Origin of the sequence: Sinosporangium album (assembly GCF_900100605.1) — a bacterium.
Taxonomy (GTDB): domain Bacteria; phylum Actinomycetota; class Actinomycetes; order Streptosporangiales; family Streptosporangiaceae; genus Sinosporangium; species Sinosporangium album.
Window position 1 is genome coordinate 1 of sequence record NZ_FNCN01000002.1, and the last position, 11,735, is coordinate 11,735.

8 protein-coding genes and 1 rRNA gene are annotated in these 11,735 nt (G+C 68.3%); 5 read left to right on the plus strand and 4 right to left on the minus strand.

From position 1 onward, the window contains the following. Window positions 1-135: 135 nt before the first annotated feature. Both rrf and ppgK read left to right on the plus strand, forming a co-directional pair. A 5S ribosomal RNA gene (rrf, locus tag BLQ73_RS01740) occupies window positions 136-252 on the plus strand. 542 nt (window positions 253-794) lie between these two features. Beyond that, a complete protein-coding gene (gene ppgK, locus BLQ73_RS01750; RefSeq protein WP_093167565.1) occupies window positions 795-1,571 on the plus strand; it encodes a polyphosphate--glucose phosphotransferase in 777 nt (258 codons plus the stop codon). Between the two features lie 97 nt (window positions 1,572-1,668). Here ppgK and BLQ73_RS01755 read toward each other — a convergent pair whose 3' ends face one another. The 3 genes from BLQ73_RS01755 to BLQ73_RS30875 form a co-directional block, all read right to left on the minus strand. Further along, window positions 1,669-3,132, minus strand: coding sequence for a phosphodiester glycosidase family protein (locus tag BLQ73_RS01755; RefSeq protein ID WP_093167567.1), 1,464 nt, complete (start codon window positions 3,130-3,132; stop codon window positions 1,669-1,671). A 316-nt stretch (window positions 3,133-3,448) separates the two neighbouring features. Beyond that, window positions 3,449-5,059 carry a PucR family transcriptional regulator gene (locus BLQ73_RS01760; protein WP_093167569.1) on the minus strand — a complete coding sequence of 537 codons (1,611 nt, stop codon included), beginning with the start codon at window positions 5,057-5,059 and terminating at the stop codon, window positions 3,449-3,451. 77 nt (window positions 5,060-5,136) lie between these two features. Next, window positions 5,137-5,907 (minus strand): TetR/AcrR family transcriptional regulator C-terminal domain-containing protein, encoded by a 771-nt coding sequence (locus tag BLQ73_RS30875; protein WP_218125579.1) that lies wholly within the window; start codon window positions 5,905-5,907, stop codon window positions 5,137-5,139. A gap of 76 nt (window positions 5,908-5,983) precedes the next feature. Here BLQ73_RS30875 and BLQ73_RS01775 point away from each other — a divergent pair, with 76 nt between their 5' ends. The 3 genes from BLQ73_RS01775 (at window position 5,984) to BLQ73_RS01785 (ending at window position 10,387) form a co-directional block, all read left to right on the plus strand. Then, window positions 5,984-7,516 carry an MFS transporter gene (locus tag BLQ73_RS01775; RefSeq protein ID WP_218125580.1) on the plus strand — a complete coding sequence of 511 codons (1,533 nt, stop codon included), beginning with the start codon at window positions 5,984-5,986 and terminating at the stop codon, window positions 7,514-7,516. Window positions 7,517-7,583: 67 nt separating this feature from the next. Then, window positions 7,584-8,882 carry an aspartate aminotransferase family protein gene (locus tag BLQ73_RS01780; RefSeq protein ID WP_093167572.1) on the plus strand — a complete coding sequence of 433 codons (1,299 nt, stop codon included), beginning with the start codon at window positions 7,584-7,586 and terminating at the stop codon, window positions 8,880-8,882. Continuing rightward, entirely contained in the window at window positions 8,879-10,387 is a 1,509-nt protein-coding gene (locus BLQ73_RS01785; RefSeq protein ID WP_093167574.1) for a CoA-acylating methylmalonate-semialdehyde dehydrogenase, read from the plus strand. The genes BLQ73_RS01780 and BLQ73_RS01785 overlap by 4 nt, the downstream gene beginning before the upstream one ends. Window positions 10,388-10,770: 383 nt before the next feature. Here the strand turns inward: BLQ73_RS01785 and BLQ73_RS01790 are convergent, their stop codons facing one another. Continuing rightward, a complete protein-coding gene (locus tag BLQ73_RS01790; RefSeq protein WP_093167576.1) occupies window positions 10,771-10,965 on the minus strand; it encodes a hypothetical protein in 195 nt (64 codons plus the stop codon). Between the last annotated feature and the right edge of the window lie 770 nt (window positions 10,966-11,735).

Sequence of the window (11,735 nt, forward strand, 5' to 3'; positions counted from 1 at the left end):
AGGTGTGGAGCTGACCGGTACTAATAGGCCGAGGACTTGACCGCAAGGTTTTGTGCAGTCTGTGTGCTGTGCGTTTTTGCTCGCGTCCACTGTGTGATTCTGAGGCGGCAATCTTTTGGTTGTTGTCGTTGGGGTTACGGCGGTTTTTGCGGAGGGGAAACACCCGGTTACTTTCCGAACCCGGAAGTTAAGGTCTCCAGCGCCGATGGTACTGCACTCGGGAGGGTGTGGGAGAGTAGGTCGCCGCCGGACAATTTTATATGAGAGGGGCCATCCTGTGTGGGGTGGCCCTTTTCTTGTTTTGGGGGGTTGCCTGGGGTGGGGCGGCTCCTCTTTTTTGTTGTTTTGGTGTTGTCGGTGGGGTGGTGGGGTTGTCGGCGGGGTGTGGGGGGTTCTGGTTTTGTTTTGTGGGGGCCGGGTGGCCCCTTTTTTGTTTGCCGGGGTTCTTGGTTTGTTGGGGGTGGGGGTATCGGCCGGGTTTGGTTGCCTTAGATGTTTCGGGCTTTGGCAGCCCCCTGGGATAAGCCCTTATCGGCTTACAGGGGGTGTTGGAGGGAGCAGGGTGTCGATCCAGCGTCGGTGTTTGCGGCCGACGTTGGTGAGGGGGCCCGGCTCGGTGAAGCCACAGGAGCGGTGGAGGGCTGCCGAGGCGGGGGTGCCGGCGGGTTCTTTCTTCAGAGTGAGGTCCCAGCCTTGATCATGCCTACCTCGTTCCGTGGGGTGGTCGTCGGGGCCATGGGCTGCGGCTGTGCTTGCGGCGGGTGAACCGGCGGCTTGGGGGGAAGGGGGCAGCTATGGAGGCGTTGGGCATTGACATCGGCGGCTCGGGGATCAAGGGTGCGCCCGTCGATACTGTGGCTGGGAGGCTGACGAGGGACCGGGTGCGGACCCCGACGCCGGACCCGTCGGCTCCGCGGCAGGTGGCCGGGGTTGTGGGGCGGATCGTCGAGGAGTTCTCGTGGGAGGGGCCCATCGGGGTGACCTTCCCGGGGGTGGTGCTCGACGGGGTGGTGCGGACTGCTGCCAACATGGACGACGGCTGGATCGGGGCCGACGCAGCGGGGCTGCTCTCGGAGGCGGCGGGGCGGCGTGTCACCGTGCTCAACGACGCCGATGCCGCGGGGATCGCCGAGGTCGCGTTCGGTGTGGGGCGCGGCGTCGAGGGCGTGGTGTTGATGTTGACGTTCGGCACCGGGATCGGCAGTGCGCTGTTCGTGGACGGGCGTCTCGTGCCGAATACGGAGTTCGGCCATCTGGAGGTGCGGGGGAAGGAAGCCGAGCGGCGGGCTTCTGCTCAGAGCCGCGCCGCCCACGCGTGGAGCTGGGGCAAATGGGCGGATCGCGTGGAGGAGTACCTGGAGCACGTGGAGGCGCTGCTCTCACCGGCACTGATCGTCATCGGCGGCGGTGTCAGCAGGAAGTCGGACAAGTTTCTGCCGCATCTTCGGCTGCGTACCCGCGTGGTGCCGGCATCGCTGCTGAACGAGGCGGGCATCGTCGGGGCGGCATGCGTGGCGGCCGGGGAGCGGGGGCGTGACCGCGGGGTGGGGGTCGGCGGCGAGCTCCGGTGACGGCGCTGCACGGGGTGCGGCGGGCGGGGTTGGGGGGCTGTGCCGTACGGGCCCTTGCGGGGGTCGTACGGCACAGCCGAGGTGCGGGCGGGCGTGGTCAGCGGGTGATGAAGAAGGCGTCGCCGACGGGGCGCTCAGCGCCGTCGGAGGGGCGGTTGACCACCTTGTGGTTGACGACCATGGCGCTTGAGCCGCCGCCGTCGAAGTTGATGGCCTGGTGGGCGCCGAGCCAGCGCATGAGTTTGGCGGCCTCGGTGAAGGACGCGCCGACGCTGATGCCGGGGTTGCGGCCGTCGACGACGGCGAGGATGAGGCCGCCGGACTTGGTGACGCCGAGGAGTGTGCGCGGGTGGCGGCGGAGGATCATGTTGACCGAGGCGTGGCCGTCGGCTTTGGCGGTGACGTGGACTTTACCGTTGCGTACGAGGCCGACGCCGCCTCCGACGATGTGCGTGTCGGGGTTGAGGGGGATGGTGCGGTTGGTCCGGAGGTCGATGACCTGGGTGGGGAAGGTGACGGCGGAGCCTTGCAGGAGGTTGTCCTGGATCCAGCCGGCGCCGACGCCGCTGCCGTGGAGGACGCGTGAGCCCTTGGGCACGGCGCCTCCGGCGGGACGGAGCTGAACGATCTTGCCGTTGGTGTCGATGACGGCGTCGGTGCCGCCGTCCTTGGGGGTCTTGGCGCCGTACTCCGCGGTGTAGAGGACGAGCTCGTCGAACTTGGCGGCCCGGTTGACGCCGTGGACGGGGGAGTGGTTGCCGTTGTCGGACGAGACGCTCATACCCGACTTGAGCTCGGTGATCTTGGCTTTGCGCCCTTGGACGACCAGGGCGCTGCGGCCGGCCACGGCCTCGCTGAGGAGTCGGCCGCCCACGACGGAGATGCCGACGGGCTCGCCGCGCAGGGCGGGCGAGGTGTGGATGTTGAAGAATCCGCCGTTGATGCCGGCAATGGCGCCGACCTGCTTGGACATGGCGGAGGTGGTTTCACGTTTGGCGACGCTGGTGCCGAGGCTGGCGCGGAATCCGCCGCGGAAGGTTTTGGGGTCCACGGTGAGGACGCGAATGTTCCAGGGGCCGGTGGTTTCGGCGCCGTCGTCGCCGATGTAGTCGGCTTTGGCGGTGATGTCGGCTTTCTTGAGTTCCTTGACCATCTTGTCGGCCTTGGCGCGCTGTTTGAGGCTCCACAAGCCGACGCGGACCATGTAGATCTCTTCGGCGGGGTGGTCGGCGACGGCGGGCCGCACGATGGGTTCGACGCGGGCATCGAACCCGGCGTCCTGCACTTCTTGTGCCTTGGCCTCGGCGGTGGTGCGCATGCCGTAGTCGCGGCCGCCGTTGAGGATCACGGTCGCGGTCCAGCCTTGGGAGGCGGCGCCCTGCCGTACCTGGAACAGGGTAACGCCGGGGGCGACGGCGCTGGAGGTGCGGTTGGCGAGGCCTCCGGAGCCCAGGGGGAAGCTTGAGGCGGGGACTCTGACGCTCGCCGAGTTCGCGGCTGCTGGGACCGCGGTCAGGATGAGTGCGGCGGTGGACAGGCCGGCGACGACTCGGCGCGACATCAGGCTTCTCCTCGTAGGTGACCGATCTTCGAGGGACCATCGTGCCGAGATCTCCGCCCTCATGACGGCAGAACGCGCAAAATGGAATGAGAAAGCGGTCTAATTCACAAAGAGCTGCTCTCCATTCGGAGAAATCAGATGGGGACGACACCGGAGAAAGCCGGAAAATGTGATCTATTTGTAATGTTGGGAGCGACGCCGATAATGCTGAGAAACGCACTGTGACGGTGAGCGTGACTCTTGGTAGTGATTCGCTGTCGAGACAGGGGGAGGGGCGGTGTGCGGCGGGCGCCGGTGGCCGGTCGGCGCGTGTCGGTCAGCGCGTGTCGCGCCGGATGGACTCCAGGGCGAGGAGGGCGACGTGAAGCGACAGGCACGACTCGATGTTGTCGAGGTCGGTGTCGAGGATGCGCTCTAGGCGACGGAGTCGATCATAGAACGCAGGTCGGGATAAATGGGCTTTTTGTGCGGCGACTGCTTTGTTGCGCCCGGCGTTGAGGTAGACCCGGAGAATGCCGGTGAGGTCGCCGCCCCGCTGCGCGTCGTGGGCGAGCAGGGGGCCGAGTTCGCGTTCGGCGAAGGTCTGGAGACGGGCGTCATCCCTGAGAAGGTGGAGCAGCCCGCGGAGGCGCAGGTCGGGCAGGCGGTAGTACGGCCTGCCGTCGGGTTGGCGCACGGCGACGTCGGCGACCTGCTCGGCTTCGAGGAAGCTCCGCCGGGCGTCCTTGAGCGACTCGACGACGGAGCCGGCGGCGAGGACGAAGGGGGCGGGGAAGGCGGCGCGCAGCCGTTCGGCCAGTGAGGTCAGGGCGCGTTCGGCGGTGGTGCGCGGGGGGAGCGGGAGCAGTACGCCGACGCGGGTGTCGTCGAGGGTGCCGACGAGGGCGGGCAGCCGTATCTCGCGGCAGGCCGCCGCGGTGGCCTCGGCGAGCTCGCCGAGCCGGGCCTGGGTGTCGAGGGCGGTGTCGTGGTCTTCGGTGAGGCGCAGAACGACGCTGATCAGCTTGTGTCCGGTCAGGGGGACACCCAGGGCCCGGGCCCGGGCGGCGGCCTCGTCGGGGTCGGCGTAGGCGTGGGTGAGGATGCCGGTGATGATCGTGCCGTGGGCCTGCCGTTCGAGGGACTCCTGGTGGCGTTCGAGTAGGCGGCCGAGGGCGAGGGTGGTGGCGGCGCGCTCGGCGAGCACGATGTCGCGGGGCGTCGGCGGGTCGGCGCAGAGGATGATCAGACGGCCCCAGTCCTGGCCGCGGGCGCCGACGGTGGTCACGAGCCATCCGGAGGCGGCGTCGTAGGCGGTGCGCTCATCGGGTTTGACGGCTCGGGAGCGGGTCTCCCAGCTTCCCAGCAGCGGGCCGGTGTCGCGGCCCGCCGTCTCGGCGGCGAGCACCTGGTGGGCGAGGTTCTCCAGCAGCACGGGACGGCCGGACAGCCGGGCCACCTGGCTCAGCACCTCGGTCGGGGAGGCGCCTTCGACGGACAGCTCGGTGAACACCTCGTGAAGCTGCTCGGAGGCGCGCAGCTCTTCGAGCTGGATGTCGATGATGCGGGCGTGCACGGATTCGGTGATCTGCACGAAGGGCGTCTCGCGGGAGAGCGTGACGAGGGGAAGGCCGTGGGCCTCGGCGACGTGGACGACGGCGCTGGGGAGCCGGTCGACGAACTTGCGTCCGAGTTCAACGACGAGGCCGGAGGCTCCGACGGCGGCGAGCTCGGCGATGTAGCGTGAGATCTCGCCGATGTCGTCGGGCAGGGCGACGCCGGTGGTGAGGACGAGTTCACCGCCGCGCAGCAGCTGGGCGATGTCGGTGACCTCGCCGACGTGCACCCAGCGCACGCGGGTGCCGAGCCGGTCCGCACCCGCGACGACGTGGGGGTTGCCCCGGCGGACGATGTCCAGGGCCAGCACATCGGCGATGGTGGGTAACACGCGTCGAGACTATACGATCAGCCTGTAACTGTGAGGCATCACATATCACACGGTGTCCCGAATGTCGGAGTGTGTGGTCAGGTGCCTCCGCTGGGGCGGGGTCCCGTTTCGCCGACCCGCGCGGTTTTGTTGAGCCTCGCGGCCAGGCCGTCCAGCAGGCACTGGAGGCCGAAGTTGAAGCGCATGACGAGCAGGGTTTCGTCGTCCAGATGAGACTGGGTGTCGAGGAAGGCTCGCAGTCGCGGCCGAGTGCTGATCGTCTGGCGGGTGACCTCGTTGGATTGGCGCCGCCACTCCTCCTCGGAGACGCCCGAGGCCGCGACCATGCCCTGCCAGGTGATGTCGGACACGGTGAGGCCGACCGTGAAGGAGACCACGGCGGTGAGCGCGAGGGAGGCGTCGAGCGCCTTGAACCCGGCGCTCTCGAAGATGCCGAACACCCGCTCCGCCATGTCCACGGCGTGTGGGCCCTGGTTCGGTCGGGAGGAGATCAGGGCGGCCGCCCAGGGGTGCCGGAAGAGGGTCTCCCGCAGGCTGTGGGCGGTGACGCTGACCGCGAGTATCCAGTCGCCCCGCTCGGGGATCTCGACCTCGCCGAGCACCTCGTCTAGGACGAGGTCAAGCACGTCCATCTTTGTGGCGACATGCCAGTAGATGGAGGTGGCGCCAGCGTTCAGTTTGGCGCCGAGCCTGCGCATGCTCAGCGCGTCCAACCCCTCGGCGTCGAGGATCTCGATCGCGGCGCGCACGATCTGCTCGCGGCTCAGGTCGCGATCGGTGCGTCTCGGCTGGGCGCCCTTCGCCGCGTCCCTGACCCACACCGATGTGTACGTGTGCTTGTCGACCACGGTCTTCAGCCCACCTCCCTGTCGCTCAAGCTTAATTCATCTCGCACACTGTTCGAGTTTATCGTACAGTGTGCGAGTGACCTCGAACGCTGTACGAACGGAACCCCACCCCCGGCGGTGGTGGATCCTGGGCGCGCTGTGCCTCGCCCTGCTGGTGCTGGTTGTGGACAACATGATCCTCAACCTGGCGATCCCCTCGCTCATGTCCGAACTGGGCGCCACGCCGGCGGACATTCAATGGATCATCGACGCCTACATCCTCGTCTTCGCCGGCCTGCTGATCACGTCGGGCGGCCTCTCCGACCGGTACGGCAGGCGCCGCTTCCTGGTCATCGGCCTGGCCGTCCTGGGCGGCGCCTCGGCCGTGGCCATGCTGGCCACCGAGCCCTGGCACCTGATCGGCGCGCGGGCGCTGATGGGCGTCGGCGGATCCATCCTGATGCCCAGCACCCTGTCGATCCTGATCACGGTCTTCGACGAGACCGAGCGGCGCAAGGCCATCGCCGTGTGGAGCACCGTGTCGATGGTCGGCGTGATCCTCGGCCCCACCCTCGGCGGAACGCTGCTGGAGTTCTTCTGGTGGGGATCGGCCTTCGCCATCAACATCCCGATCGCGGTGATCGCCATCGTCGCGGCCATCGTGATCATGCCCGAGTCGAAGGGGGACGCCCGTCCCGTCGACCCGCTCGGCGTGATCCTCTCCGTGGTGGGAATGTCATCCCTGGTCTTCGCCGTGATCTCCGGCCCGCACTGGGGGTGGACCTCCGGCCGCACGTTGACGGCGGCGGCCGTCGCCGTGGTGGCGCTCGTGGCCTTCATCATCTGGGAGTCGCGGATCGCGCATCCGATGCTGCCCATGGACCTGTTCAAGAACAGGAACTTCAGCGGCGCCTCGTTCACCATCGTGCTCATGTCGTTCGGCAGCGGCGCGGTGCTGCTCATGCTCACGCAGTACCTGCAGTTCGTGCTGGGGATGGGGCCGATGGAGGCAGGACTGGGGCTGCTGCCGTACGCGATCTCGACCGCCGTGTTCAACGCCGTCGGCGCGACGCTCGGGCAGCGGATCCCCAACCGGCCGCTGATCCTGGCCGGGATGGCGGTCGTGGCGGTGGGCTTCGCCGTACTCTCCTTCCTGCCGACCAGCAACGGCTACTGGCTGATGCTGGTGGCGCTGATGATCATGGGCATGGGCATGGGCATGGCCGGACCCGCGGTGTACACGACGCTGATGGGGGCGGTTCCGCCTCAGCACGCCGGCGTCGGTTCCGCGGTGAACGACACGGTGCAGCAGGTGGGCGCGGCGCTCAGCGTGGCGCTGCTCGGCAGCGTGCTCGCCGGCATCTACACGGCGAACATGCCCGGAGGCGCTCCGGCGGCGGCCCGCGAGTCGATCAGCGGGGCGCTCGCGAGTGGCGACCCCGGGCTGGCGGAGGCCGGGCGGGAGTCGTTCGTGGCGGCCATGTCGTTCGGGTCGTGGGTCGGTGTCGGGTTCACGATCGCCGCGGTGGTGCTCGGGTCGTTCCTGCTCCGCCGTACGGTGGCCCCGGCGGCGGCGCCGACGCCCGCGGAGAGCGGGGCGGATGCCGTCGAGCAGGTCGACAAGGTGTAATCAGGTTTTGCATTGACCCGACAGGTTGTAGCTGGGAGCGGGGGTGGCCTGTCGGGATACTGGAGATATGTCTGACCTTCTCGCCCGCCACCGGGCAGTGATCCCCAACTGGGTGGCCCTGTACTACGACGAGCCGATCGAGATCGTGAGCGGCAAGGGCAACCGGGTGGTCGACGCCTCAGGTAAGAGCTACCTCGACTTCTTCGCCGGCATCCTCACCAACATGATCGGCTACGACGTGCCGGAGGTGCGCGAGGCCGTAGAGCGCCAGATCGCCACCGGCGTGGTGCACACCTCGACGGTGTACCTGCTCCGCGGGCAGATCGAGCTCGCCGAGAAGATCGCCCGGCTGTCCGGGATCAAGGACGCGAAGGTCTTCTTCACCAACTCCGGCACCGAGGCCAACGAGACGGCGCTCCTGCTCGCCACGTACGCCCGCAAGTCCGACCAGGTCCTGGCGATGCGGCAGAGCTATCACGGCCGCTCTTTCGGCGCGATCGGCGTGACCTCCAACCGCTCCTGGAAGAACAACTCCTACTCGCCGCTCAACGTGCACTTCCTGCACGGGGCCGACCGCCACCTCGCGCAGTTCCGCGGGATGAGCGACGCGGACTACATCGCGGCGTGCGTTGACGACCTGCGGCACGTCCTCGCCACAGCCGTGTCGAACGACGTCGCCGCGCTCATCGCCGAGCCCATCCAGGGCGTCGGCGGATTCACCATGGCGCCCGAAGGGCTGTTCGCCGCCTACAAGGAGGTCCTGGACGAGCAGGGCATCCTGTTCATCTCCGACGAGGTCCAGACGGGCTGGGGCCGTACAGGCAGCGCCTTCTTCGGCATCCAGAACCACGGCGTCACGCCCGACATGATGACCTTCGCCAAGGGCCTCGGCAACGGCTTCGCTGTGGGCGGCGTCGTCGCCAGGGGCGACCTCATGGACAACCTCCACGCGGTCGGCCTCGCCACCTTTGGCGGCAACCCGATCTCCATGGCGGCCGCCAACGCCACCCTGGACTACGTGCTCGACCACGACCTCCAGGCGAACGCCGCCCGCACCGGCGCCCTCATCATCGACGGCCTCCGTGAGGCCGCCCCGCGCCTGCCGATCGTCGGCGGCGTACGCGGCAAGGGCCTGATGTTCGCGGTCGAGCTGGTGGACCCGGCGACCGGCGCGCCCGCGCCCGCGCTGGCCGCCCGCTTCATGGAGGAGACCAAGAAGGCCGGCCTGCTCGCCGGCAAGGGCGGCCTGTACGGCAACGCCCTCCGCATGGCCCCTCCCCTCACCCTCACCCTCGACGAGGCCGCCGAAGGGCTCGCCATCATCGTCGGCGCCCTCGAAGTGATCAACGCCGAGGCGGCGTCGTGAAGCACGTCGCCCACTGGATCGCCGGGGAACCGGCCTCGGTGGCGGGCAGCCGTACGGCACAGCTGTGCGACCCCGCCACCGGCCAGACCGGCGGCACCGTGGAACTCGCCTCGACGGCCGAGGTCGAGGCCGCGGTGGCGGCGGCGAAGGCCGCGTTCCCGGCGTGGCGGGACGCGTCGCTGATGAAGCGCACCCAGATCCTGTTCCGCTTCCGGGAGCTCATGGACCGGCACCGCGACGAACTGGCCGCGCTGATCAGCGCCGAACACGGCAAAGTCCACGCCGACGCGCTCGGCGAGGTGGCGAGGGGCCTAGAGGTCGTCGAGTTCGCCTGCGGGATCCCGCACCTGCTGAAGGGCGGGTTCTCCGAGAACGTATCGACCCGGGTGGACTCGTACGCCATCCGCCAGCCGCTCGGCGTCGTTGCGGGCATCACGCCGTTCAACTTCCCGGCCATGGTGCCCATGTGGATGTATCCCGTGGCCATCGCCTGCGGCAACACGTTCATCTTGAAGCCGTCGGAGAAGGACCCGTCGGCCTCGCTGCTCATGGCCTCGCTGTGGAAGCGGGCAGGGCTGCCCGACGGTGTGTTCAACGTCGTCCAGGGCGACAAGGAGGCGGTCGACCGCCTGCTCGAACACCCCGACGTGCGTGCGGTGTCGTTCGTCGGCTCCACCCCCATCGCCCGCTACGTCTACGAGACCGGCACCGCGCACGGCAAGCGCGTTCAGGCGCTCGGCGGCGCGAAGAACCACATGCTCGTTCTGCCCGACGCGGACCTCGACCTGGTCGCCGACGCCGCCGTCTCTGCCGGGTTCGGCTCGGCGGGCGAACGCTGCATGGCGATCTCCGTCGTCCTCGCCGTCGACCCCGTCGGCGACGAACTCGTGGACAAGATCGTGTCCCGGGTCCAGCGGCTCACCGTGGGACCGGGCGACGACCCCGCCTCGGAGATGGGCCCACTCGTCACGGGCGAACACCGCGACAAGGTCGCCTCCTACCTCGACCTCGGAGTCGAGGAGGGCGCCAAACTGGTCGTCGACGGGCGCTCCACCCCCGTCCTGGGAGGTACGGCGGCCGCTGACACCCCCGGCTTCTGGCTCGGCCCGACCGTGCTCGACCACGTCCCCGCGGGCTCCCGCGTACACCGCGAGGAAATCTTCGGGCCGGTCCTGTCCATTGTGCGCGTGTCCTCGTATGAGGAGGGGCTGGAGCTCATCAACACCGGTGAGTACGGCAACGGCACGGCGATCTTCACCAACGACGGTGGCGCGGCCCGGCGCTTCCAGAACGAGGTCGAGGTCGGGATGGTCGGGATCAATGTGCCGATCCCGGTGCCCATGGCGTTTTACAGTTTCGGCGGCTGGAAGGCCTCCCTGTTCGGGGATACGCACGTCCATGGGGCGGAGGGGGTCCACTTCTACACCCGGGGCAAGGTCGTCACCTCGCGCTGGCTCGATCCGAGCCATGGGGGTGTGAACCTCGGCTTCCCAACGAACAAATAGGGCATAACACGATTTTATGACATAAGCCCCGCGAGAGCCTCTCGCGGGGCTTATGTCGTGCCTGAGGCGAAATATTGGTATCTAGTCGGTTTTTCTCTGGATCTCGGGCAATTTACTTGCTTCTCGTGTCGGAAGGGAAGAAATTCGCCTCTCTTGTACGGCGCTTTAGTTCGTGCCGGAAAGGAGTAGCTACGAAGGTCTTCAACCAATCAGACCTCCCACAAAACCGGACGTTTTGTGCGACCGGGAAGAAAGAGTAACAACGTGTCATCAACCTTCAAGCGGGGCGTAGTGGGCGGAGTGCTCGCTACGGCCGTTCTTATATCTGCGCCTATGCAGGCGGGCGCGGCCGCAGACGCCGGCCACAGTCCGCCAAGGGTCAGTCAGCAGGCGCCCCTCCACGCGGTCCAGGAGTCCCTTGGTTCTCTCCTCCGGCTGACCGGGAAGGCCGCATCGACGGCCGCGTACCGGATGGGGAACGTTCTCGGGCCCGTAAGCCCTCCGGCCAGAATGGCCACCACCACCACTCCCACCACTCCCACCACGACCGCCACGACGGCGGCCGACGGGTGTGACATCTGCGCCTCCCGTCCCGTCGTCCCTCCGGGCTATGTCGCCATGCCCGTGTGGATCGTCCTCCCCGACACCCTGGCCAAGCCGGGCCCGGCCGGCCCGCAGGGTCCCGCCGGCCCGATGGGCCCCATGGGGCCCGCCGGACCTGCCGGTCAGCAAGGCGAAGCCGGTCTCGCCGGTCCGAAGGGCGACCAGGGCATTCCTGGTGCGCAGGGTCCTGCCGGTCTCGTTGGTCCGGTTGGTCCGGTTGGGCCGAAGGGTGAGCAGGGTGTGGCCGGTCTTATCGGCCTCACCGGTGCTGTCGGTCCGCAGGGTCCGAAGGGCGATGCCGGTTCGCAGGGTGTCGCAGGTTCGCAGGGTCCGCAGGGTCTTGCCGGTCCGAAGGGTGAGGTCGGTCCTCAGGGTCCGGCCGGCTCGGCGGGTGTCGCCGGTCCGGTTGGTCCTCAGGGTCCTGCCGGTCCGAAGGGTGACACGGGTCTGACGGGCGAGGTTGGTCCGCAGGGTCCGAAGGGCGAGACCGGTGCGCAGGGCCTGGTTGGTCCGGTTGGGCCGAAGGGTGAGCAGGGTGTGGCCGGTCTTATCGGCCTCACCGGTCCCGTCGGTCCGCAGGGTCCGAAGGGCGAGACCGGTTCGCAGGGTGTCGCCGGTTCACAGGGTCCTGCCGGTCTGAAGGGTGACGCGGGTCTGCAGGGTGAGGTTGGTCCTCAGGGTCCGGCCGGCTCGGCGGGTGCTGTCGGTCCGCAGGGTCCGAAGGGCGAGGCCGGTGCGCAGGGTG

Excerpts from the sequence above, each read along its gene's own strand:
- ppgK (WP_093167565.1), top strand. The coding sequence starts at position 795 with ATGGAGGCGTTGGGCATTGACATCGGCGGCTCGGGGATCAAGGGTGCG.
- BLQ73_RS01755 (WP_093167567.1), bottom strand. The coding sequence starts at position 3,132 with ATGTCGCGCCGAGTCGTCGCCGGCCTGTCCACCGCCGCACTCATCCTG.
- BLQ73_RS01780 (WP_093167572.1), top strand. The coding sequence starts at position 7,584 with ATGTCTGACCTTCTCGCCCGCCACCGGGCAGTGATCCCCAACTGGGTG.
- BLQ73_RS01790 (WP_093167576.1), bottom strand. The coding sequence starts at position 10,965 with ATGTCACACCCGTCGGCCGCCGTCGTGGCGGTCGTGGTGGGAGTGGTG.